The 22,514-nt window shown below is 68.9% G+C and carries 21 protein-coding genes; 4 read left to right on the forward strand and 17 right to left on the reverse strand.

The genetic code is table 11. From position 1 onward, the window contains the following. Positions 1-14 precede the first annotated feature (14 nt). The 4 genes from rnhA to aroC are packed head-to-tail and all read right to left on the reverse strand — an operon-like array spanning position 15 to position 3,676. On the reverse strand, positions 15-488 hold the full coding sequence (gene rnhA, locus LV475_RS02225) for a ribonuclease HI (RefSeq protein ID WP_250105692.1): 474 nt from the start codon (positions 486-488) through the stop codon (positions 15-17). A gap of 10 nt (positions 489-498) precedes the next feature. Next, a complete protein-coding gene (locus LV475_RS02230; RefSeq protein WP_250105693.1) occupies positions 499-1,305 on the reverse strand; it encodes a class I SAM-dependent methyltransferase in 807 nt (268 codons plus the stop codon). Between the two features lie 44 nt (positions 1,306-1,349). Continuing rightward, positions 1,350-2,558: an MFS transporter gene (locus tag LV475_RS02235; protein WP_250105694.1), complete on the reverse strand. Its 1,209-nt coding sequence runs from the start codon at positions 2,556-2,558 to the stop codon at positions 1,350-1,352. Beyond that, positions 2,555-3,676, reverse strand: coding sequence for a chorismate synthase (gene aroC, locus LV475_RS02240; protein WP_250105695.1), 1,122 nt, complete (start codon positions 3,674-3,676; stop codon positions 2,555-2,557). The genes LV475_RS02235 and aroC overlap by 4 nt, the downstream gene beginning before the upstream one ends. Before the next feature lie 249 nt (positions 3,677-3,925). On the opposite strand from aroC, the gene LV475_RS02245 reads away from it, so the two are divergent. The 3 genes from LV475_RS02245 to LV475_RS02255 all read left to right on the forward strand — a co-directional run bounded on the left by LV475_RS02245 (position 3,926) and on the right by LV475_RS02255 (position 8,055). Next, on the forward strand, positions 3,926-5,491 hold the full coding sequence (locus LV475_RS02245; protein ID WP_250105696.1) for an AMP-binding protein: 1,566 nt from the start codon (positions 3,926-3,928) through the stop codon (positions 5,489-5,491). Between the two features lie 3 nt (positions 5,492-5,494). Further along, positions 5,495-6,781 (forward strand): alanine racemase, encoded by a 1,287-nt coding sequence (locus LV475_RS02250; protein ID WP_250105697.1) that lies wholly within the window; start codon positions 5,495-5,497, stop codon positions 6,779-6,781. Positions 6,782-6,885: 104 nt separating this feature from the next. Further along, positions 6,886-8,055, forward strand: coding sequence for an HD-GYP domain-containing protein (locus tag LV475_RS02255; RefSeq protein WP_250105698.1), 1,170 nt, complete (start codon positions 6,886-6,888; stop codon positions 8,053-8,055). Positions 8,056-8,085: 30 nt separating this feature from the next. Here LV475_RS02255 and rnhB read toward each other — a convergent pair whose 3' ends face one another. Beyond that, complete coding sequence (rnhB, locus tag LV475_RS02260) at positions 8,086-8,694, reverse strand: ribonuclease HII (RefSeq protein ID WP_250105699.1); 609 nt, start codon at positions 8,692-8,694, stop codon at positions 8,086-8,088. Between the two features lie 44 nt (positions 8,695-8,738). On the opposite strand from rnhB, the gene lpxB reads away from it, so the two are divergent. After that, entirely contained in the window at positions 8,739-9,920 is a 1,182-nt protein-coding gene (gene lpxB, locus LV475_RS02265; protein ID WP_250105700.1) for a lipid-A-disaccharide synthase, read from the forward strand. On the opposite strand, the gene LV475_RS02270 is transcribed toward lpxB, so the two are convergent. From LV475_RS02270 to pyrH, 12 genes are all read right to left on the reverse strand, one after another. Further along, on the reverse strand, positions 9,917-11,314 hold the full coding sequence (locus LV475_RS02270) for a class II fumarate hydratase (RefSeq protein WP_136866241.1): 1,398 nt from the start codon (positions 11,312-11,314) through the stop codon (positions 9,917-9,919). The genes lpxB and LV475_RS02270 overlap by 4 nt on opposite strands. Before the next feature lie 102 nt (positions 11,315-11,416). Continuing rightward, positions 11,417-12,184, reverse strand: a complete 768-nt coding sequence (gene lpxA / locus LV475_RS02275; protein ID WP_136866240.1) for an acyl-ACP--UDP-N-acetylglucosamine O-acyltransferase — start codon at positions 12,182-12,184, stop codon at positions 11,417-11,419. After that, positions 12,181-12,621, reverse strand: coding sequence for a 3-hydroxyacyl-ACP dehydratase FabZ (gene fabZ, locus LV475_RS02280; RefSeq protein WP_136866344.1), 441 nt, complete (start codon positions 12,619-12,621; stop codon positions 12,181-12,183). The genes lpxA and fabZ overlap by 4 nt, the downstream gene beginning before the upstream one ends. A 14-nt stretch (positions 12,622-12,635) precedes the next feature. Beyond that, positions 12,636-13,715, reverse strand: a complete 1,080-nt coding sequence (lpxD, locus tag LV475_RS02285; protein ID WP_247709466.1) for a UDP-3-O-(3-hydroxymyristoyl)glucosamine N-acyltransferase — start codon at positions 13,713-13,715, stop codon at positions 12,636-12,638. Positions 13,716-13,737: 22 nt separating this feature from the next. Then, positions 13,738-14,253 carry an OmpH/Skp family outer membrane protein gene (locus LV475_RS02290; protein ID WP_231505756.1) on the reverse strand — a complete coding sequence of 172 codons (516 nt, stop codon included), beginning with the start codon at positions 14,251-14,253 and terminating at the stop codon, positions 13,738-13,740. 111 nt (positions 14,254-14,364) lie between these two features. Further along, a complete protein-coding gene (bamA, locus tag LV475_RS02295; RefSeq protein WP_136866238.1) occupies positions 14,365-16,707 on the reverse strand; it encodes an outer membrane protein assembly factor BamA in 2,343 nt (780 codons plus the stop codon). Between the two features lie 114 nt (positions 16,708-16,821). Next, positions 16,822-18,204 carry an RIP metalloprotease RseP gene (rseP, locus tag LV475_RS02300; protein WP_156574696.1) on the reverse strand — a complete coding sequence of 461 codons (1,383 nt, stop codon included), beginning with the start codon at positions 18,202-18,204 and terminating at the stop codon, positions 16,822-16,824. Beyond that, the gene (dxr, locus tag LV475_RS02305) at positions 18,204-19,451 is read right to left on the reverse strand and encodes a 1-deoxy-D-xylulose-5-phosphate reductoisomerase (RefSeq protein ID WP_231505757.1); all 1,248 of its coding nucleotides are present in this window, start codon (positions 19,449-19,451) and stop codon (positions 18,204-18,206) included. The genes rseP and dxr overlap by 1 nt, the downstream gene beginning before the upstream one ends. Before the next feature lies 1 nt (position 19,452). Further along, complete coding sequence (locus LV475_RS02310) at positions 19,453-20,277, reverse strand: phosphatidate cytidylyltransferase (RefSeq protein WP_136866235.1); 825 nt, start codon at positions 20,275-20,277, stop codon at positions 19,453-19,455. Further along, a complete protein-coding gene (uppS, locus tag LV475_RS02315) occupies positions 20,274-21,047 on the reverse strand; it encodes a polyprenyl diphosphate synthase (protein WP_269321138.1) in 774 nt (257 codons plus the stop codon). Before uppS ends, LV475_RS02310 begins: the two co-directional genes overlap by 4 nt. 6 nt (positions 21,048-21,053) lie before the next feature. Beyond that, positions 21,054-21,611 (reverse strand): ribosome recycling factor, encoded by a 558-nt coding sequence (frr, locus tag LV475_RS02320; RefSeq protein ID WP_136866234.1) that lies wholly within the window; start codon positions 21,609-21,611, stop codon positions 21,054-21,056. Next, on the reverse strand, positions 21,604-22,347 hold the full coding sequence (gene pyrH, locus LV475_RS02325) for a UMP kinase (protein WP_136866233.1): 744 nt from the start codon (positions 22,345-22,347) through the stop codon (positions 21,604-21,606). Before pyrH ends, frr begins: the two co-directional genes overlap by 8 nt. Positions 22,348-22,514 lie beyond the last annotated feature (167 nt).

Below are 22,514 nucleotides of genomic sequence, written 5' to 3' on the forward strand. Positions count from 1 at the left end.
ACGCGACACGGTTGTCAGCCGGCGGCCGCCTCGTCCATGGCCCGGTTGGCGAGCTGGTCGGCGCGCTCGTTTTCCGGGTGGCCAACGTGCCCGCGGGTCCAGTGCCAATGCACGTGGTGTCGACCCGCCGCCTGCTCGAGGCGCTTCCAGAGATCGGCGTTCTTGACCGGCTTGCCGGCCGCCGTGCGCCAATTGCGTCGCCGCCAGTTGTGGATCCACTCGGTGATCCCCTGGCGCACGTACTGCGAGTCGGTGGTCAGGTGCACCTCGCAGGGTTCCTTGAGCGCCTCGAGCGCCTCGATCGCCGCGGTCAGTTCCATGCGGTTGTTGGTGGTCTCGGTGTCCGCGCCCCAGAGGTCGCGTTCGTGTTCGCCGAAGCGCAGCACCGCCCCCCAGCCACCGGGGCCGGGGTTGCCGCGGCACCCCCCGTCGGTCCAGGCGTGTACCACCTTGCGGCTGGTCGGGGTCTCGTTCGGGGCGTGATCCATGATGGCTAACTTATCGCTGCTGAAGAATGGACGAATGGCGGCGCAGTCCGGCGACCTCTCCGCGCACGGGCTGACCGACCAGGGAGGCGAGGCGGAACGTGGGCTTGGGTCGGCTGGGACGCGCCACCCGCCGGGTCGCGTCGATGACGTACAGGCCATTGAGGAACCAGGCCCACTCGGCGCTCCAGCGCCGTGGACGTTCGCCTCGCTGGTAGGCCGTATCGCGACACCACGGGATCACCCCGCCGACCGGCTCGATCGCCTCGATGCGGTAGCCCAGCACGCGCAGCCAGTCGACCACCCGCCAGGTGGGATGGTGGTGACCCAGCGCCAGCGGCGCGTGGCAGCCGGGCCAGAAACGCGAACGCAGGTGCAGCAGGCTCGCCGGATTGAGACCGACGATCAGCAGCCGCCCCTCGGGGCGCAGGGTCCGATCGATCTCGCGCAGGATCTCGTGCGGATTGCGCCGGTCCTCGAGCACGTGCAACGCGATCACCAGGTCGGCCGCCTCGCTCTCGATCGGCAGGGCATCGAGCTCGACCGGCAACGCCCCCGAGGGCCCACCGGCGCCGGCACCCGGCGGTCCGGCGAGCACGCGGTGATCGATGCGCAACTGCCGCGCCCAGCCGAAACGCCGCTCGATCTCCAGCCCGGCCTCGCCCAGCACCAGCGCGTGGTAGCCGAAGGCCGTCTCCGCCCGCCGGGCGAGCATGGCGACCAGATCGGCGGCCACCAGCCGACCGACCGGCCCGCGGTACCAGTCGGCCGCGGCGACGCTGGCGGCAATCGCGCTGTCCCTGGCTGGAGTCTGTGTCACGGCGTCCTCGTGCAGCGTTGGGTCGTCCGCGAGCCGGCCTGGGTTCAGGCCACCTCGCGCTCGCCCGGCGACCAGCGCACCACCCGCCGGGCGGCGAGCATCAGCGCAAACGCCAGCAGGCTGGCGAGCGTCATGGCGGCAAAGGCCGGGCCGGGCTCCACTCTACCCCAGAGCAGACCGGCGAGGTACAGGCCGAGCGCCGCGCCACCGCCGTAGCTGGCCGCCGACAGGATCGCCTGGCCGCGGGCATGGGCGCGACCCGGGAACTGGTGGTCGATCACCCAGATGCCCACCGCGTGGGTCATGCCGAAACTGGCCGCGTGCAGCAGCTGGGCGAACAGCAGCCAGCCGAGCACGTCGGCCTGGTAGCCGATCAGCAACCAGCGCAATGCCATCAGACCGATGGCGAGCAGCATCAGGAACAGGGGCGCGAAGCGATTGCGCAACCCGGGCAAGGCGAAGAACAGCACGATCTCGGCGACCACGCCCAGCGCCCACAGCAACCCGATGGCCGTGGCCGAGTAGCCCAGCTCGGCCAGGTGCACGGAGAAGAACGCGTAGTAGACGCCGTGGGAGAGGTTGATCAGGAACGAGCCGGCGAAGAATGCCAGCATGGCCGGTTCGCGGAGCCGATCGCGGATCGAGACGGGACGGGCGCCGGTATCGGGCGGCACGCCCGGCTCGGGGACGCGCCACAACACCACCGCCAGGGCGACCAGGGCCGCGGCCATCAGCCAGGGCACGGCACCCAGACCGATGCGATCGATCAGTGCGCCCAACCCCACCGAGGCGACGATGAAACCGATCGAGCCCCAGGCGCGCAACGCGGGGTAGCGCTCGGGGGCCGGGCCGGTCAGGCGCAGCGCGGCCACGTCGAGCTGCGAGAGCAGCGGCTGCCAGAAGAACCCGAAGGCCACCAGCAGGAGCATCCAGCCGACCAGCCCCGCCTCGATGCCGGCCAGCAGCGCCAGCCCCACGGCCAGCACGGCGCTGACCACGGCGGTGGCGATCAGCCAGACGATCACCCGGCCACTGTGGTCGACCACCCAGCCGAGCAGCGGTGGCGCGACGAGCTTGGCGGCCATCACCATGGCGAGCATGGCCCCGACCGTGTCGGGACCGAACCCCTGTTCGATCAGGTAGGGACTGAAATAGGGCAGGTAGATCCCCAGCCCCAGGAAGAAGGCGAAATACCCGAGCCGGATCGGGTTGAGGCGCACCACCCCGCCCTGTCCTGCCGGGGCCGTGCTCATCGACCGGGTGTCGAGCCGTCCCCGGCCGGGATGACCGGCGTGTCGGTGGCGAGATCACCGCATTGCCCGCGCTGGCGCAGGGCGTGATCCATCAGGGTGAGCGCCAGCATGGCCTCGGCGATCGGCGTGGCGCGGATGCCCACGCACGGGTCGTGGCGCCCGGTGGTGACCACCTCGGTGGCCTCCCCCTGCTTGTCGACGCTGCGACCGGGCAGGCGGATGCTCGAGGTCGGCTTCAACGCGAGATGCGCGACGATGTCCTGCCCGCTGGAGATGCCGCCGAGCACGCCGCCGGCGTGGTTGGAGAGAAACCCCTCGGGCGTGATCTCGTCGCGGAATTCCGTGCCACGCGCGGCCACGCTGTCAAAGCCGTCACCGATCTCCACGCCCTTGACCGCGTTGATGCCCATCAGGGCATGCGCGATGTCGGCATCGAGACGGTCGAACACCGGCTCGCCCCAGCCCGGCGGGCAGCCTTCGGCGCGCACGGTGACCTTGGCGCCGACCGAATCGCCCGAGCGGCGCAGGTCGTCCATGAAGGTCTCGAGCTCGGCCACCTGGTCGGCACAGGGCCAGAAGAACGGGTTCTCGCCCACCGCCGCCCAGTCGAAGCAGTCGTCGTTGAGCACGATGGGGCCGAGCTGGGAGAGATGCCCGCGCACGGTCACCCCGTGCGTTTCGGCCAACCACTTCTTGGCGATCGCACCGGCGGCGACCCGCATGGCCGTCTCGCGGGCCGAGGAACGCCCGCCGCCACGGTAGTCGCGCACGCCGTACTTCTGCCGGTAGCTGTAGTCGGCGTGTCCCGGGCGGAACTGCTCGGCGATCTTGGAGTAGTCCTTGGAGCGCTGGTCGACGTTCTCGATCAGCAAGCCGATCGGCGTGCCGGTGGTCTCGCCCTCGAACACGCCTGAGAGGATGCGCACCTGGTCGGGTTCGCGGCGCTGGGTGGTGTGGCGCGAGGTGCCCGGCCGGCGGCGGTCGAGGTCGGCCTGCAGGTCGTCCTCGGAGAGCTTGAGTCCCGGCGGACAGCCGTCGACGATCGCGCCGAGCGCCGGTCCGTGGGATTCGCCGAAGGTCGTGACCCGAAACAGCGTGCCGAAGGTGTTGCCTGCCATACCTGTGGTTCCAAAAACGCGGGCCGCCACGCTGGCGGCGGCCGGTTGTGTCCCGCCGAGTGCCCGGCGGGGCGTGCTAAAATGCGCGGTTCGCGTTGGACCGGCTGCCGCGCCGGCCCGCGCGATCACGAACGGGTAGAGCCGATCGGACAAGCGCCCGTCGACGATCGCCCGCTTGCAACGATCGCCCAGTCCAAAGACCGCAGAGTATACCTGTCCCCTCGGGACACTGCCCAAGACCCGCCGCCCATGCCCATCGCGCTCATCTCCACCATCGACCGGCAGGCACGCGATCGCCCGCGCGCCCGTGCCTTGGGCGACCGGCACCAGTGGCTGGACTACGCCGAGCTCGCCGGTCGGCTTCAGGCCGCGCGGGCGACGCTGCGCGGGCTCGATCTCGCCGCGGGCGACCGGGTGGTGCTCTGGGCGGGCAAGGCGATCGACACGGTGGTCTGGCTGCTCGCCATGCTGGCCGAGGACATCGTGCCCGCCCCGGCGCACCCGGGCCTCAAGCCCGAGCAGGTCGACCATCAACTCGCCCGCTGCGAGGCACGCGGCCTGCTCGCCGATCGGGCCCGGTTACGGAGTTACGGGCAGAGCGCATTCGAGGCCGACTGGGGCTGGTGGGCCACCGGTGTCGATGCCCCGCAGGGTCTGCCCTCACCCGATGCCAACGGCGCGGTTGGTCTGCCACCCCGCGAGACCGGTCGATTCCCCGACCGTCTGGCCATGCTGTTCTTCACCTCCGGCAGCACCGGCCTGCCCAAGGGCGTGATGGTCAGCGAGGGCAATCTCGACGCGGGCACCGCGGTGGTCGCCGACTACCTCGGCCTGCGCGAGGACGACGTAATCGCCGCCATGCTGCCGCTGGCCTTCGATTACGGCTTCTCACAGGTCACCACCGGGCTTTCCGTCGGGGCGGCGGTCTACCTCGACGACTACCTGCTACCCGCCGACCTCAAACGCCCCCTGCTGCGCGAGCAGGTGACCGTGTTCGCCGGCACCCCGGGCCTGCTGGTGCCGCTGTCGCGCCAATCCTGGCTGAGCGAGGCCCCGGCCCTGCGCGTGCTGACCAATTCCGGCGGGGCCCTGCCGACCGCGGCCGTGCGCCGAGTGCGCGAGGCACGCCCGGCCACGCAACTGTTCCTGATGTACGGCCTGACCGAGGCCTTTCGCGCCACCTTCCTGCCGCCCGATGAAGTCGACGCACACCCCGATTCGATCGGCTACCCGCTGCCGGGCACCACCATCGGGCTGGTCGATGCCGACGGCCGCTTGCTGGGTGCCGGCGAGACCGGCGAACTGGTCCAGGGTGGGCCGCTGGTAACCCGGGGCTACATCAACGACCCCGAGGCGAGCGCCCAACGCTTCCGTGCCCCACCGACCGGCTGGCCGGACGAGACGGCCGAACGGGTGGTCTTCAGCGGCGACCGCGTGCGCATGGATAATGCGGGACGCCTGTACTTCGCGGGTCGACTCGACGAGCAGATCAAGGTGGCCGGCTTTCGCATCAGCCCCGAGGAAATCGAGTCGGTCGCCCACGCGGCCGCGGGGATCGACGAGGCGGTCGCCGTGGGCGTGTCCGATCCGGAAAGCGGCAACCAGCGACTGGTTCTGCACGTCGCCCCGGACCGCGCGGACATCGAGGCGCTGCGCCATCACCTGCGCGTGCATCTGGCGCCCTACCAGCAGCCGGCGGCGATCGTCGCGCACGCCGCCCTGCCCCGGTCGGCCAACGGCAAGTTCGACCGGCAGGCCCTGCTGGACACGACAGGCAATACTGGCAACGCAGACAACACCAGGGAGAGGCACTGATCCATGGCGAGACGTGACGAAACCACGCCCAGCAACGGCCACGAGGTCCTCGAGCAGACGCTCGGCCCGCTGGGCGACTGCTGGGGCCGGGAAAACGGCCACCTCTCGATCGATGGGCAACCACTTTCCGCGCGGGTGGCGCAAACGCCGGCCTACCTCTACAGCCGCCGCTGCCTCGATGCGTCCGTCGCCGCGCTGCGCGCGGTCCTGCCGGCCTCGATCGGCATCCACTACGCGATCAAGGCCAACCCCTTCCCGCCGCTGGTGCGCCACCTCGCCGAGCAGGTCGACGGCTTCGACTGCGCCTCGCTTGCCGAGATGCAACTGGCCCGCGACGTTGCGAGCGACGCGCAGCGGCTCTCGATCGCCGGGCCGGCCAAGTCACGGGCCGAGCACCGGTTTGCCATCGAGGCGGGCATCACCATCAACGCCGAGTCGGTCGGCGAGATCGAGCGCATCCTGGCCGAATCGCGCCGCCTCGGCCGACGCGCCCGGGTGGCGCTGCGCGTCAACCCGCCGTTCGCGCTGAAGGGGTCGGGCATGCACATGGGCGGCGGCGCCCGCCCGTTCGGCATCGACAGCGAGGCGATCCCCGCCCTGCTCGAGCAGCGCGACCGGCTTGCCGAGGGCGGCATCGATCTCGTCGGGCTGCACCTGTTCGCCGGCTCGCAGAGCCTGGATACCGAGGCGATCGCCGCGACCCTGACTGCCTGGACCGACTTGCTGCGCGACTGGCAACAGACCATCGGCTTCACGCCCGAGGAGCTGATCATCGGCCCGGGCCTCGGGGTCGCCTATCACCCCGGGGACCGGCCACTGGACCTCGATGCCCTGGCACCGGCCTTCGCGCGGCTCGCCGCCGATCTGGCCGCGCTGGGCGATGCCGGCGGCCGGCGCGTCGTCACGCGCCTGGAAATCGGACGCTTCCTGGTCGCCGGCGCCGGCGTGTATCTCACGCAGGTGGTCGACCGAAAGGTCTCTCGTGGCACCACCTACCTCGTCTGCGACGGCGGCATGCACCACCACCTGGCCCTGTCGGGCAACCTCGGCGCGGTGCTGCGGCGGAACTGGCCGCTGGTGGCCGCCGACCGGCTCGACGTGCCGGCAAGCGAAACGGTCGACCTGGCCGGCCCGCTGTGTACACCACTGGACGTGCTGGGGAAACAGCAGTCGCTGCCGCCACTCGCCCCCGGCGATCGCATCGCGGTGCTGCAATCAGGCGCCTACGGGGCCTCGGCCTCGCCGACCGGCTTTCTCTCCCGCGAGCCGGCGATCGAATACTTGATCTGACCGCTTCGCTGGCCAACACTCGCCCAACCCTCCCTCTGCCACGCGCTGCCCACATGCCGAACACCCCCTCCACCGCCGCGACCGACCCATCACGTGGTCCATCGATGGCGCAGCCCGATCCCGGCCTGCCCTTTCGCCGGTTCCTGCTGGTCAACGTGGCACTCCTGCTGATCTCGCTGGTAGCCAACCTGGCCATCGAGCGCCCAGCGTTTTCCCTGGTGCATGCGCTGATGCTGGCCGCGGTAGCGGCGAGCTGGGCCGTGGCGTTGCGCTGGGGCTGGCGGGTGGCGAAGCGCTGGTATCTCGCGGCCTTGATGCCCTACCTGATCAGCTTCGCCTTCATCGGCCAGCTCGAGAGCTTCGACATCCTCTGGATGCTGCTCTTCCCGCCGATCGCCGCGTTCCTGGTCGAACGCCCGCGCAGCCTGATCCTGTGGGACGCGAGCTTCCTCGCGCTGGTGGCCGGCGTGTACAGCCTGCACTGGACCCGGCTCTACCCGCTGATGTACACGGACATCGCCCTCGGCGCGCAGTTGACCGCGCTGTTCTTCCTGGCGGTGATCAGCTGGTTCATGCAGGGCTACAAGGCGCGGCTCGCCGACGTGCAGCGCGCCTTTCGCCAGCAGCTCGAACAGCAGGTCGACGACGGCCTGAAACAGATCCGCGGCCTGAACCGGGAGCTGGAATCGACCCAGACCGATCTGGTGCGCCTGCTGGGTGAACTCTGCGAGGCCCGCTCGGAGGAGACCGGCAACCACGTTGCCCGCGTGGCCGCCTACGCCCGGCACCTGGCGACGCTCGCCGGCCTCCCCGAGCATCACGTCACCTCGATCCACCAGGCCGCCCCGCTGCACGACGTCGGCAAGATCGCGATCCCCGACCGCATCCTGAACAAGCCCGGGCGCCTGACCGACGAGGAGTTCCGCGAGATGCAGTCGCACACGCACCTCGGCCACGGCATCCTCAAGGCCTCGGGCCGGCCGTTGCTGCAGGCCGCGGCCACGATTGCCCACGAGCACCACGAACGCTGGGACGGCAACGGCTATCCGCGCGGTCTGGCGGGCGAGGCCATCTCGATCGAGGGGCGGGTGGTGGCGATCGCCGACGTGTTCGACGCGCTGTCGTTCGCCCGCGCCTACAAGCCGGCCTGGGAGGACGGGGCCATCCGCGAGCTGTTCAGCAAGGAGCGTGGCCGGCAGTTTGACCCCACGCTGACCGACCTGTTTCTCGGCCGCTACGGGGAATTCGTCGCCCTGCGCGAGCGCAGCGGCTGACCACCGCCGGGACCGGTCCAACGAGGAACCTCAGGCGAGCAGGCGACGTACCGGGGCAAAGGAGCGACGGTGGATCGGGCTGGGGCCCAGTTCGGCGAGTGCGGCGAGATGGGCGGGGGTCGGATAGCCCTTGTGCCGCGCCAGACCGTAGCCGGGATGCGCGGCATCCAGCGCGACGATCTGCCGATCGCGGGTGACCTTGGCCAGGATGGAGGCGGCGGCGATCGCCGGGTCGGAGGCGTCCCCGCCGATCAGGGCCCGGCCCAGCACCGGCAGCTCGGGGCAGCGATTGCCGTCGATGTGCGCCCGATCGAGGGCGTGGCCATCGTCGAGCAGGGCGAGCACAGCGCGTCGCATGGCGAGCATCGAGGCGTGCAGGATATTGAGCTCGTCGATCTCGGCGACGCTCGCCTCGGCAATCGCCCAGCCCGCGGCGTGCTCGCGAATCTCGTCGAACAGCGCCTCGCGGCGGCGCTCGGTGAGCTTCTTGGAATCGTCGAGCAGTCGGATCGGGCGGGCGGGGTCGAGGATCACGGCGGCGGCAACCACGGGACCGGCGAGCGGACCGCGCCCGGCCTCGTCGACACCGCAGTAACAGCCCGCGTGGTCCAGATCGTCAAACAAGTCGGCTTGCGGCATACTCGCGCCCATTCGTTGTTACCACCTATGTTTCCGGGGGCTGCTTGGATTCCGAGACTCATCGCCATCCTCACCCGCGCATCCTGATTGCCGCCGGCGAGGCCTCCGGCGACATGTACGCCGCCGAGCTGCTGCCCCGCCTAATCGCGCGCCTGACCGGCCTGACCGCCTTCGGCCTAGGTGGGGCCCAGTCGCGCGCCGCCGGTATCGACACGATCGTCGACCTGGACCAGGTCTCGGTGATGGGTCTGGTCGAGGTGTTGCGCCACTACGGCCAACTCCGCGCGGCGATGAACACCCTGGTCGAGGCACTGGACCGCGAGCGGCCGGACCTGGTCATCGCGATCGATTTTCAGGAATTCAACCAGCGCCTGGCGAAGGCCGCCAAGGCGCGCGGCATCCCGGTCCTGTTCTTCGTCGCCCCGCAGGTCTGGGCCTGGCGAGCCGGTCGGGCACGGCACTTTGACCGCTACGCCGATCACATGGCCGTGCTGTTCGATTTCGAGGTGCCGCTGTTCGCCCAGCACGGCCTGCCCACCACGCAGGTCGGTCACCCGTTGCTCGACCTGATCGATCGCGAGGCGCCGGATCGCGACAAGGCTCGGCGCGCCCTGTCGATCCATGACGAGCCGACCATTGGCCTGCTGCCCGGCAGTCGTCGCGGCGAGATCGAGCGGCTGCTGCCAATATTCCTCGCCACCGCCGAGCAGCTATTGGCGGCCAGTCCCGCGCGGCGCTTTCTGCTGCCGCGCGCCGGATCGATCGACCCGGAGTGGCTGGCCGCGCAGATCGAGGCGGCAGGCCCGTCGCCGGCCCTGCGTGATCGACTGACGATCGCCGAGGGCGGCGCCCGGCAGGTGATGGCGGCGAGCGACGCCCTGCTGGTCGCCAGCGGCACCGCGACGCTCGAGGCGGCCCTGATCGGTACTCCCCAGGTGATTGCCTATCGCAGCAACGCCCTGACCTACGCCCTCGCAAAGCGGCTGGTGCGGGTCGAGCACGTCGGCCTGCCCAACATCATCCTCGGCCGCGAAGCCGTCCCGGAGCGCATCCAGCACGACGCGACGCCGACGCGGCTGGCTAACGACCTCGAATCGATCCTCACCACGGACCGCGCCCGGGAACAGCGGACGGCCCTGGCGGAAATCCGGGGCCGCCTCGGCGCGGGCGGCGCGCTCGACCGGCTGGCCGACTTGGCCGCCGAGATGATCACGCGGTCGGGCTAACCCTCGCCGGTCAGTCGTTTCGGGTCGAGGAGTTCGGTGAGGCGCGCCTCGTCGAGGTCGGTCATCTCGCGGGCCACGTCGATCACCGCCCGTCCCTCGGCATAGGCGCGCTTGGCGATCGCCGCGCCGGCCTCGTAGCCGATCACGGGGTTGAGCGCGGTCACCAGGATCGGGTTGGCGGCCAGGTCGCGCTCGATGCGTTCCTGGTTGACGGTAAAGCCGGCAATCGCCTTGTCGGCCAGCATCCGCGAGGCGTTGGCCGCCAGGGTGATCATCTCGTCGAGATTGGCCGCGACCAGCGGGAACATCACGTTGAGCTCGAAGTTGCCCGACTGAGCGGCCATGGCGACGGCGTGATCGAGCCCCTGGACCTGCACGGCGACCATCGCCACGGACTCCGGCACCACCGGGTTGACCTTGCCCGGCATGATCGAGCTGCCCGGTTGCAGCGCCGGCAGGCTGATCTCGCCGAGACCGGCGAGCGGGCCGCTGTTCATCCAGCGCAGGTCGTTGGCGAGCTTGTGCAGGAACACCGCCACCCCGCGCAGGGCGGAGCTGAGCGCGAGCGAGTCGTCCTGCACGCTCATGCCGGTGGTCGGCTGCGCCAGGCGGCTGAAGGGAATCTCACGCTCCAGCGTCGTATTGAGCGCCGCGACGCTCGCCTCGGCAAAGCCCTGCGGCGCATTCAGCCCCGTGCCCACCGCCGTGCCGCCCAGTGGCAGGGCCAGGTTGCGGTCACGGGCCTGTTCGAGGGAGAGCCGCCAGCCGCGCAATTGCTCGACGTAACCCTCGAGTACCTGGTCGAAGCGCACCGGGGTGGCATCCATCAGGTGCGTGCGGCCCGTCTTGACCACGTCACGCAGGTTGCGGGCCCGCCCGAGCAGCACGGTCTCCAGGTGCGCCAGCGCCGGGAGCATGTCCTGCTCGACACGCTGCACCGACATCACCCGAATCGCGCTCGGCACCATGTCGTTGGAGCTCTGGCTCATGTTGACGTGGTCGTTGGGGTGCACGTCGGCCGATGCGCCCGCCAGATGGGCGATCACCTCGTTGACGTTCATGTTGCTCGAGGTGCCCGAGCCGGTCTGGTAGACGTCGACCGGAAACGCCTCGAGGAACCGGCCCTCGGCCAGGCCCGCGACCAGCCGGTCGACCACGGCCGTGATGGCCTCGCCACGCCCGGCATCCAGCGTGCCGATCGCCTGGTTGCCACGGGCGCAGGCGCCCTTCAGGTGACACAGCGCCTCGATGAAGGCCACCGGCATGGGCCGGCCACTGACCGGGAAGTTGTCGACCGCGCGCTGGGTCTGTGGACCGTAGAGGGCGTCGCCCGGCAGGCGGACCTCGCCCAGGCTGTCGTGTTCGATGCGTTCGGCGGGATGCGTGGCTGTCATGGCGTTGTCGGACGACGTGTTCGGGGTAGATAAGGCCGGCCCCGGATGGCACCGGCGGGGTTCGGGCCGAGGCAAGCCGGTGCCTGGCCGTTGGAATGGGGGTCAGCGGGTGATGCCGCGCTCGCTCTCGCGGATGAAGTCGAGCATCTCGGCCAGGGCCGGCTCGGTCTCGGCGGCCTGCTCGAACTCGGTCCAGACCAGATCGTCGCCCTGGCGCTTGACCAGCTGGCGGAAGCAGCGGTTGAGCAGCGTGATGGTCTCGGGCGAGAAACCGCGCCGCTTCATCCCCTCCTTGTTCAGGCCGATGGCCCGTGCCCGCGCCCCGTCGGCCATGACGAACGGCACCACGTCCTTGGACACCTTGGAGAAGCCGCCGATGAAGGCATGCGACCCGATGTGGCAGAACTGGTGCGCGACCGCGAAGCCGCCGAAGATGGCGTGCTCGCCCACCTCGACGTGTCCGGCGAGCGAGGCGGCGTTGGCCAGGATGACGTGGTCACCCACCAGGCAGTCGTGGGCGACGTGCGCGTAGGCCATCACCAGGATGTCCGACCCCAGCCGGGTCAGGCCGCCGCCACCGGCGGTGCCGCGGTGGATGGTAGAGAACTCGCGGATGCGGTTGCGATCGCCGATCTCGAGAAAGGTGCGTTCGCCGGCGAACTTCAGGTCCTGCGGCACCTCGCCCACCACCGCGTGGCTGAAGATGTGGTTGTCCGTCCCGATCCGGCACGGCCCCTTGATCACGGCGTGGGACTCGATGACCGTGTTGGCACCGATCTCGACCTCGCCCTCGATGATCGCAAAGGGGCCGACCTGCACGCTCTCGTGCAGACGGGCCTCGTCACTGATGATCGCGCTGGGATGAATCACTCGATCACTTCCTTGGCCACGCACTTGACCGTGGCCCGCGCCGCCAGCTCGTCGCCCACGTGCGCCGTGCAGTTGAAGATGCCCATGCCGCGGGCCATGCGCTTGATCTCGACCCGGATGGTGAGCTGGTCGCCCGGCTCGACCATGCGGCGGAACGTCACGTCGTCCAGTCCGACCAGCATGTACAGGGCGTTGTCCTTGGGCTTGCCGCCGTTGGAACGGAAGGCGAGCACGCCGGTGGCCTGGGCCATCGCCTCGGTGATCAGCACGCCGGGCATGATGGGACGGACCGGGAAGTGGCCCTGGAAGAACGGCTCGTTGAAGGTGACGTTCTTGATCGCTACCAGATACTCGTTGGGCGCCCAGTCGACCACGCGGTCGATCAGCAGGAACGGGTATCGGTGCGGCAGGAGCTCCATGATCTCCTGCACCATCATGGTGTTGTCTTCGCTCACGAGTCTTCCTCAGGGCTCGGCGTCTCACCGAGCTGTTTTTCCAGTTGCTTGACCCGGCGTGCGAGCCGGTCGAGTTGTTTGAATCGCGCGGCATTGCGATGCCAGCGCTCGTTGGTGTCCAGGGGCGTGCCGGCCGAGTAGATGCCCGGCCGGTGAATCGAGCGCGTCACCATCGACATGCCGGTGACGTGCACGTTGTCGGCCAGGGTCAGGTGGCCGGCCAGGCCCACGCCACCGCCCAGGGTGCAGTGACGACCGACCTCGCTCGAGCCGGCCAGCCCGGCGCAACCGGCTACCGCCGAATGCTCGCCGATGCGCACGTTGTGCGCGATCTGGATCAGGTTGTCGAGCTTGACGCCGTCGGCAATCACCGTGTCGTCGAGCGCACCGCGATCGATGGTGGTGTTGGCGCCGATGTCGACATCGTTGCCGATCACCACGCGCCCCACCTGGGGCACGCGCCGCCAGGCGCCGTTTTCCTGGGCGAGACCAAAGCCATCAGAGCCGATCACCACGCCGGGCTGGATCACGCAGCGCGCCCCGATCAGGCTGTCATCGAGCACCGTCACCCGGGCGAGCAGCCGCGTGTCCTCGCCGATCGCCACGTTCGCTCCGATCACGCTGCCCGCACCGATCACGGCACGGGGTCCGATGCGCGCGCCGGCACCGATGGTGACCTGGGCCTCGATGCGCGCGGTGTCGTCGATGACGGCCGTCTCGTCGACCACGGCCGAGGCATGCACGCCCGCCGGCTGCTGTGGACGCGCGTAGAGCCGTTCGAGCAGCCGGGCGAACGCCAGGCGCGGCTGTTCGACCAACAGGCAGATCGCCGTGTCGGGCAGCCGCTCGCGGCCGGCCCGGTTGGTCAACACCAGCCCGGCCCCGGTGGCCGCTGCCTGGCTGGCACTGCGGCGGTCCCCGTCGTAGTAGCTGACGTCACCGGGGCCGGCACAGGCCAACGAGGCCGCTCCCGTGATGCGGGTAGCGGCCTCGTCGGGGGCCTCGTTCAAGGCCTGGGCATCAAGCCAGTCGGCGATCTCGCCGATGGTTGCGCTCGTGCTGGCCGAAATACTCACCGTGCGTGGGGCCCGGGCCGGATCAGCGGCCCATCTGCTCGAGGCGGTCGAGCACGTCCTGGGTCAGTTCGACCCGATCGGCCGAGTAGACCACGCCCTCGGACAGCACCAGGTCGTAGCCCTTCTCCCGGGCGACCTCGCGGATGGCGTCGAGCACCAGGCGCTGCAACTTGCCCAGTTCCTCGTTCTTGCGCAGGTTGAGATCGTCGCGGAAGTTGCTCTGCTGGCGCTGCAAGTCACGCAGCTTGCGGTTGAGCTCGCGCTCGAGATTGCCGCGGTCGCCCTCGTTCATGGTCACGCCGTCGCGGTTGAGACGGTTCTCCATCTCCTGGACTTCCTGGCGCAGACCCCGCAGTTCCTCCTCGCGGGCGGAGAACTCCTGCTCGAGCTTCTGCTTGGCCTGTTCGGCCTGCGGGGCCTGCTCCAGCAGGACCGAGGAATTGACGAAACCGATCTTGATGTTATCGGCCGCCTGCGCGCCCAGGGGCGCGAGCAGCGCAATCGTGAGCAAGGCGAATCGTTGAAGCAAGCGAATCACGCGGTCATCTCCTGAAACATCTAGGCCCGAAACGGGCCGAACGGGCATCACCGACCGGTGATGCCCACTCCTGCATGGCGGCACATTATGCCACAGCCCCGGCAACCCTCGTCAGAAGGACGCGCCGATCGAGAACTGGAAGCTCTGGGTGCGGTCTTCGGGCTCATCGTTGAGCGGCTGGGCGAAGCTGAACATCAGCGGGCCAACCGGCGAGATCCAGCTCAGGCCCACGCCCACCGACTGGCGCAGCGAATCGGCCTCGAAGTTCTCCAGGTCACGATAGGCGTTGCCCACGTCCCAGAACAGCGACATGCGTACCGAATCGCGCTGCTCGGTCAGGAACGGCAGCGGCGAGTAGATCGCGAGACCACCGTTGAGCTTGAAGGTGCCGCCCATCGGATCGTCGTTGTTGTCGCGCGGGCCGAGCGAGTAGTCCTCGTAACCGCGCACCGAACGGATGCCGCCGGTGAAGTAGTTCAGGAACGGCGGCACACCGTCGTAGTACTGGCTGACACCCGAGTAGTCATTCTGGGTGTCGCCGTAGGCCTTGATCTGGCCGACGTTGCCGTGCGCCTGCAGGGTGAACAGGTCGGTCAGCGGCAGGTAGAACTCGCCGTCGTACTCGCCCTTCACGTAGGTCAGGTCGCTACCCGGCACGGCCAATGTAGCCGAGAGACGGTGGTACTGACCGGCGGTCGGGAACATGTGCCGGTTGCGCGAATCGTAGCGCCAGGACGGCCGGATGGTGTAGGTGAAGTACTGCTCGCCGTCGAAGCCCGGCCCCGGCTGGTCGCCGTCTTCCTCGCCGGTCACCCAGCTGGGCGAACGCGTGGTGGCCTTGATCTCCTGGCTCTCGACACCGAAGGCGATCGACGCGTAGGTCAGCTCGGAGAGCGGCACGCCGAAGTTGATGTTGCCGCCGTAGGAGTCGACCAGGTAGCGCGACAGCGACAGCTCGGTGCCGTCCTGCTTCTGGTAGAACAGCCCGAAGCCCTGGCTGACGCCGTTGACGGTGAAGTACGGGTCGCGGTAGTTGAACTGGTAGTACTCGCGGTACGAGCTGCGCTCGACGTTGAAGCCCACTTCCTTGCCGGTACCGAGGAAGTTCGGCTGGTTGAGACCGACGTTGAACAGCACGCCCTCGGCCTGGGAGAAGCCCACGCCGGCGGTCAGCGAGCCGGACAGCTGCTCGGTGATGTCGTACTCGATATCGACCTGGTCGGGCGCCTCGGGAACGGGCTTGATCTCTTGCTCGACGTTCTGCACCGACGGCAGGCGCTCGAGGCGCTGCTTGGAGCGGTCGAGCTTGTCGCCGGCATACCAGCTGCCCTCCATCTGCCGCATTTCGCGACGATAGACGACCTCGTTGGTGTTGTAGTTACCCTTGAACTCGATCTCGCGGACGCTCACGCGGCGTCCCGGCTCGAGGTTGAAGTCGACCACGACGGTCTTCTCGGCCTCGTCGATGTCCGGGCGCGGCTCGACCCGTGCGAAGGCGTAGCCGTAGTCGCCCATGCGTCGGCCGATGGCATCACTGGTGTCGACCACCTGGCGGCGGTTGAAGTACTCTCCCACCTCGACCTGGGTGAGCTCCTCGAGGGTTTCCTCGTTGAGGAGCATGTTGCCGCTGTAGGTGACGTCGGTGACGGTGTACCGCTCGCCCTCGGTGATGTTGACCACCACCTCGATGTCCTTCTTGTCCGGCGTGATGGTCACCTGGGTGGAGTCCACCGAAAACTTGAGGTAGCCGCGATCGAGGTAGAACGATCGCAGGCGCTCGATGTCCGCGGACAGCTTCTGCTTGGAGTACTGATCGGCGCTCGACCAGAAACGCCACCAGGAGACCGGGCCCAACTCGAACTGGTCGAGCAGCTCGTCCTCGTCGAAGTCCTCGTTGCCGATGATGCGCACACGGCGGATGGAGGCCGGCTTGCCCTCGTAGATATCGATATTGACGAAGACGCGGTTGTCCTCGAGTTCCTCGACCTCGGTCTCGATCTGCACGCCGTACTGGCCCAGGCTGTAGTAGACCCGCTGCAGCTCGGTCTGCATCTTGTCCAGCGCCCGCTGGTCGAGCACGCGGCCCTGAACCAGACCGATCGACTTCAGGGCTTCCTGCAGCTTTTCGGTCTCGACCTTTTCGTTGCCGTTGACCTCCAACGCCGTGATGGTCGGGCGTTCCTGCAACCGGATCAGCAGCGCGTCATCCGGCCCGCGTCCCACCTGGACATCCTCGAAAAAGCCGGTGTCGTACAGCGCCTCGACCACGCGTGTACTGTCACCGGCCTGGAAGTCGTCGCCGACCTCGTAGGGGATGTAGGTGAATACCGTCCCCGGCGAGATGGTCCGCAAGCCCTCGACCCGGATGTCGGTGATTTCGAATGCCTGTGCCAGCGAAGGCAAGAGAAGCAGCGCGGCAAGCGCCAGAGAGGTGCAGCGTTGGGTGATGGTCATGCCGAAAGGCTTTCCTAGTCAGGCGGATGGGTTTCGAAAACGGGTCCGGCAGGGCGCGAAGGAGTCGCCGCACCGAGCAATAGGTAAATCCGCGCTATTGTGGCCCAAGCAGTGCTAGTGCATCAACCGCGCGATGTCGTTGTAGAAGACCACCACCATCAACAGCCCGAGCGCCAGAATCCCGATGCGGGCGAAGACCTCCTCGAAGGCCGCGCCCACCGGCCCGCCCTTGATGGCCTCGATCGCGTAGAGCAGCAGATGGCCGCCGTCGAGCATGGGGATCGGCAGCAGGTTGAGGATGGCCAGCGACAGGCTGACCAGGGCGAGGAACCCGAGGAAGGTCGACAGCCCCAGCAGCAGGCTCTTGCCGGCGTACTCGGCGATCGCGACCGGACCGGACAGGTTGGCGATACTCGCCTCGCCGATCAGCAGGCGATGGAAGACCGACAAGGTCAGCGTGGTCATCGCCCAGCTGCGTTCGAGGGCCAACCCCATGGCCTCGATGGGCCCGGCATGCTGCACCAGGAACATCGACTCGGCGGCCTCGGGATCGAGCGGCCGGGCGGCCAGGGCCACCCCGATGCGCCCGACGACCTCGCCGTCCACCTCGGTGGCCCTCGGGGTGACCACCACCTCGCGGCGACCGGCATCGGTCTCGACCACCAGCCGGACCGGCTCGCCCGCGCGGGCGCCGATGGCGTCGATCAAGGCCCAGGGGTCCTGGTACTCGCGACCGTCGATCGCGACGATCCGCGCCCCGGCCTCCAGTCCCGCCGCCATGGCCGGCGAATCGGGCTGCACCTCGGCGATCTCGGCATGTGCCGGTGCGCGCCACAGCGAGAAACCGACCCGATCGAGGATGTCCGTCGGCTGCCGGCCGATCTCCCCACCCAGCGGGTCGAGCCCCTGCAGGTCGAGCATGAGCTCGCGCTCACGGCCATCACGCTCGACCGTCAACGGCACACGCTGTTGCTCGATCGCCCCGTTCAAGAGCGATAGGCGCAGATCCGACAGGGTGATGACCGGGTCGCCGTCCACCGCGCGGATCACGTCCCCGGCCTCCAGCCCCGCCTCGGCCAGGCGCGATTCGCCCGCCAGGTCGCCGACCTTGGGCAGCACCCCCTGGGTACCCACCATGAACATCAGCCACCAGAAGACCAGGGCAAGGACGACGTTGGCCGCCGGGCCGGCGGCCACGATGGCCGCACGCACCTTGAGCGACTGGCGATTGAAGGCGCGGTGCTGCTCGGCGGGGTCGACCGGCCCCTCCCGCTCGTCGAGCATGCGCACGTAACCGCCCAGCGGGAACAGCCCGACGCGGTACTCGATCGCCTCGGGGCCACGTCGGGTCGAATAGATCGCGCGACCGAAACCCAGCGAGTAGGTCAGCACGCGCACGCCCAGGCGGCGCGCCACCCAGAAATGACCGTACTCGTGGAAGGCCACCAGGATACCGATGGTCAGCAAAAAGCCGACCACGCTGAGCAGGATGTCCATCAATCAGCCCTCGCGGCCATGGTGCCGTGCCGTGACCGGCACCACGCGGCCGTCCAGTCACGCACCTGGTCGTCGGCGGCCAGGACCGCCTCGACACTCATTGGGGCGCCGATGGCGGCATCCCCGACGAAATGCGCCATCGCCGCCTCGAGCGCGGCGGGGATGTCCATGAACCCGATGCGTCGTTCGAGGAACGCGCCCACCGCCACCTCGTTGGCCGCGTTCAATACCAGCGGCATCGCGCCGCCAGCGGCGAGGGCCTCGAAGGCCAGGCGCAGGGCAGGAAAGCGCTCCGGGTCCGGCGACTCGAAATGCAGCCCCGCCAGCGCGCCGAAGTCCAGCGGTGCCACGCCCGACTCGATCCGCTCCGGCCAGGCCAGCGCGTGGGCGATGGGCGTGCGCATGTCCGGCTCGCCCAGCTCGGCGATCACCGAGCCGTCGACGAAGCGCACCATGGAATGGATTACCGACTCGGGGTGGACCAGCACCTCGATGCGATCGGCGGACACGCCGAACAGGCGGGCGGCCTCGATCACCTCGAGCCCCTTGTTCATCATGGTCGCCGAGTCGACCGAGATCTTGCGCCCCATCGACCAGTTGGGATGGGCACAGGCCTGCTCGGGGGTGATGTCGGCGAAATCGGCCAGCGGACGCTCGCGGAACGGCCCGCCGGAGGCGGTCAGCACCAGTCGCTCGATCTCGCGGCTGTCGCTGACCAGCCCGCCCCGCCCGACCACGGCGGCCTCGTCGGCGGGCAGGCACTGGAAGATCGCGTTGTGCTCGCTGTCGATCGGCAGCAGGGTCGCACCGGCGCGGCGCGCAACGTCGAGCATCAGCTCGCCGGCGGCCACCAGGGACTCCTTGTTGGCCAGCAACACGCGCTTGCCGGCGGCCAGTGCCTTCCAGGTCGAGCCCAGCCCGGCGGTGCCGACCACCGCCGCGACGACCGTGTCGAGCGACGCCTCGCCGGCCAGCTCGTCCACGGCCGCCTGCCCCACCACCACGGCCGGGCGATGGACGGCGGGGAGGCTCGCGAGCCGTTCCTCGAGCGCCGCGCGTCGATCGGCATCCACGAGACCCACCACGGCCGGCCGGAATCGCTTGATCTGCTCGAACAGGGGCTCGACCCGCGAATGGGCGACCAGCACCTCGACCGAGAACCGATCGGGGTGACGGGCGAGCACATCCAGGGTGCTCACGCCGATGCTGCCGGTGGAACCGAAGATGCCGATCCGGTTGCGTGCCACGTCAGCCCCCCAGCAGCTGCATCTGCCAGAGCCCCAGCCACCACAGCGGCAAGGCGGCGAACTGACCATCCAGACGATCGAGCACGCCACCGTGCCCCGGCAGGACACGGCCGCTGTCCTTCGCCCCGGCCTCGCGCTTGAGGCGCGATTCCTCGAGATCCCCGCCCACCGAGGCCAGGGCCACCAGCGCGCACCACAGGGCGAGCAGCCAGCTGGGCGTCGCCGCGAATAGCGGCAAGACCGCGCCGATGGCCGCCAGCACGGCCACGCCGGCCAGGCCACCGACCACGCCCTCGATGGACTTGCCCGGGCTGATCATCGGTGCCAGCTTGCGCCGGCCGAAGGCCCGACCCGCGAAATAGGCGAGCGAATCGGCCACGACCACCACCAGAATTCCGAACACCAGCAACCACTCGCCGTCGGGCGCGGAATGCACCTCGACCAGGGCAAGCCAGAACAACGGCAGGATGGTTAGCCCGATCAGACGCCGCAACCAGAACGGTCGATTGGCCGGGCGCTCGCGGCGGTGGCGCAGCTGCGCGGCGAACAGCAGCAACCAGGTCACCGCCACGGCACCCATGAGCCAGACGAGCTGATCGGCAGGCCACAGCGCCTGCCAGCCAACGGCCAGGGCAACGGTGGCAACGACCCAGGGCCAGACCTGGCAGGGGGCCAGCCCGCAGAGACGGAACCATTCCACCGCGGCCCAGCCGACGAGGGCCAGCGTAAGCCCGGCAAAGATCCGCTCGGGGGCAAGGAGGATGACGGCGAGCGAGACCAGCCCGGCGATGGTGCCGGTCAGCAGACGAAGCGGCGTGCCGGTCATTGGCCCGCCTCGCTGGCATCGATACGGCCGAAGCGGCGGTCGCGCGCGGCGAACCAGGTCAGCGCCCGGTCGAATTCGGTCTCGTCGAACAACGGCCAGAGCACGTCGGTGAAATACAGCTCGGCATAGGCCGCCTGCCAGAGCAGGAAATTGCTCAGCCGACGCTCACCACCGGTACGGATGAACAGGTCGACCGGCGGCTGGCCGGCCGTGGCCAGGCCGCTCTCGAAGGCGGACTGAAGGGTCTCGGGGTCATCGAGCGACAACGGGAAGTCGGCATGCCGCTCGGCCAGCCGGCGGGCGGCCTGGAGGATGTCCCACTGCCCGCCGTAGCTGACGGCGATCTGCAACTGGAGGCGATCGTTGCCCGCAGTGCGTCGCTCGGCGGACGCCATGAGCTCGCGAACGGTGGCATCGAGCCGGGCGCGCTCGCCGATGAAGGCCAGGCGCACGCCGTTCTCGTCGAGCTCGTCGAGTTCCTTCTCCAGCGCATTGATGAACAGCTTCATCAGCGCGTCGACCTCGTCGGCCGGCCGCTTCCAGTTCTCGGAGGAGAAGGCGAACAGGGTCAGCAGGGGCACTCCGCGACGCATCGCGGCGCGGATGGTGGCGCGCACCGCACGGCGCCCGCGCTGGTGGCCGACGGTGCGCGGGAGGTGGCGCGCGCGGGCCCACCGGCCGTTGCCGTCCATGACGATCGCCACGTGGCGCGGGATGCGCGCCGGATCGATCTCGACCGACTCGTCGTGGTCGTGGCTACGCGCCCCCACGTCGCCTCAGACTTCCATCAGCTCTTTTTCTTTGTCCGCCACGATCTGGTCCACCTCGGCGACCCGTTCGTCGGTCAGCTTCTGGATGGTGTCCTGGCCGCGGCGCTCCTCGTCCTCGGAGATTTCCTTCTCCTTGAGGAAGCCCTTGAGGTCGTTGTTCGCGTCGCGACGGATGTTGCGGATCGCGATCTTGGCGTTCTCGCCCTCGTGGCGGACCACCTTGCCCAGGTCACGGCGACGCTCTTCGGTCAGCGGCGGCATCGGGATACGGATGACGGTGCCGGCCGTCGCGGGGTTGAGACCCAGATCGGAGGTCATGATCGCCTTCTCGATCTTGCCGACCATGTCCTTTTCCCACGGGGTGACGGTCAGCGTGCGCGCGTCCTCGGCCGACAGTTTGGCGACCTGGGACAGCGGCACCTGGCTGCCGTAGTACTCCACGTGGATGTGGTCGAGCACGCTGACGTGCGCCCGACCGGTGCGGATCTTGGAAAGCTCGCCCTTGAGCGCCTCGATGCTCTTGTTCATGCGCGAGCGGGCATCTTTGACGATGTCGTCAATCATTCTTCTCGTTCTCCGCTGTCACCAGGGTTCCCACGGCTTCGCCGGCCACGGCGCGCACCAGGTTCCCCGGCTCATTGATGTCAACCACCATCAGCGGCATGTGCTGATCGCGACACATCACGATCGCGGTCGCGTCCATGACGCCCAGCCGCTGGTCGAGCACGGCATTGTACGTCAAATGATCGTAGCGTTCTGCACTCGCATCCAGGGTGGGATCGGCACTGTAGACCCCGTCGACCTTGGTCGCCTTGATCATCAGATCGGCCTTGAGCTCGGCCGCCCGCAGGCTCGCGCCGGAGTCGGTGGTGAAGAACGGATTGCCCGTCCCACCGACCAGCACGACCACCCGCCCCTTCTCGAGATGACGGATGGCCCGCCGACGAATGTAGTCCTCGCAGACCGCGTGGATGGACACCGCCGACATCACCCGGACCTTGAGATCGCGCCGCTCGAGCACGTCCTGCATGGCCAGACCGTTCATCACGGTGGCCAGCATGCCCATCTGATCGCCGGTCACCCGGTCCATGCCCGCGCCGGCCAGCCCCTCGCCACGGAAGATGTTGCCGCCACCGACGACCACGGCCACCTCGACGCCCTGGTCCTTGAGGGCCTGGATGTCGTCGCCGAGGCGATTGATCACGGCCGGGTCGATCCCGAATGACTGGTCGCCCATCAGCGCTTCACCGCTGAGCTTGAGCAGGACACGTCGATAACGGGGAGAGCCGGCAGCTTGCATATCATTCACCTGTGGGCTGTGAGCTTGCGTGGACGGACCGTTCGCGTCATGACGCGTCGGGCTTTCGGATATTTCTGCGTAAGCCCCGTCGAGTCGACCTCCCGGTCGGCGCCGGGGCTTAGGCGGAAATTCCGCGGTTCAAAAAAAAGCCGGGGCATCCCCGGCTT

The organism is Guyparkeria hydrothermalis (assembly GCF_023555375.1).
Taxonomy (GTDB): domain Bacteria; phylum Pseudomonadota; class Gammaproteobacteria; order Halothiobacillales; family Halothiobacillaceae; genus Guyparkeria; species Guyparkeria hydrothermalis.

Excerpts from the sequence above, each read along its gene's own strand:
- rnhA (WP_250105692.1), bottom strand. The coding sequence starts at position 488 with ATGGATCACGCCCCGAACGAGACCCCGACCAGCCGCAAGGTGGTACAC.
- LV475_RS02235 (WP_250105694.1), bottom strand. The coding sequence starts at position 2,558 with ATGAGCACGGCCCCGGCAGGACAGGGCGGGGTGGTGCGCCTCAACCCG.
- aroC (WP_250105695.1), bottom strand. The coding sequence starts at position 3,676 with ATGGCAGGCAACACCTTCGGCACGCTGTTTCGGGTCACGACCTTCGGC.
- LV475_RS02245 (WP_250105696.1), top strand. The coding sequence starts at position 3,926 with ATGCCCATCGCGCTCATCTCCACCATCGACCGGCAGGCACGCGATCGC.
- LV475_RS02250 (WP_250105697.1), top strand. The coding sequence starts at position 5,495 with ATGGCGAGACGTGACGAAACCACGCCCAGCAACGGCCACGAGGTCCTC.
- LV475_RS02255 (WP_250105698.1), top strand. The coding sequence starts at position 6,886 with ATGGCGCAGCCCGATCCCGGCCTGCCCTTTCGCCGGTTCCTGCTGGTC.
- rnhB (WP_250105699.1), bottom strand. The coding sequence starts at position 8,694 with ATGCCGCAAGCCGACTTGTTTGACGATCTGGACCACGCGGGCTGTTAC.
- LV475_RS02270 (WP_136866241.1), bottom strand. The coding sequence starts at position 11,314 with ATGACAGCCACGCATCCCGCCGAACGCATCGAACACGACAGCCTGGGC.
- fabZ (WP_136866344.1), bottom strand. The coding sequence starts at position 12,621 with ATGATGGTGCAGGAGATCATGGAGCTCCTGCCGCACCGATACCCGTTC.
- bamA (WP_136866238.1), bottom strand. The coding sequence starts at position 16,707 with ATGACCATCACCCAACGCTGCACCTCTCTGGCGCTTGCCGCGCTGCTT.
- rseP (WP_156574696.1), bottom strand. The coding sequence starts at position 18,204 with ATGGACATCCTGCTCAGCGTGGTCGGCTTTTTGCTGACCATCGGTATC.
- LV475_RS02310 (WP_136866235.1), bottom strand. The coding sequence starts at position 20,277 with ATGACCGGCACGCCGCTTCGTCTGCTGACCGGCACCATCGCCGGGCTG.
- frr (WP_136866234.1), bottom strand. The coding sequence starts at position 21,611 with ATGATTGACGACATCGTCAAAGATGCCCGCTCGCGCATGAACAAGAGC.
- pyrH (WP_136866233.1), bottom strand. The coding sequence starts at position 22,347 with ATGCAAGCTGCCGGCTCTCCCCGTTATCGACGTGTCCTGCTCAAGCTC.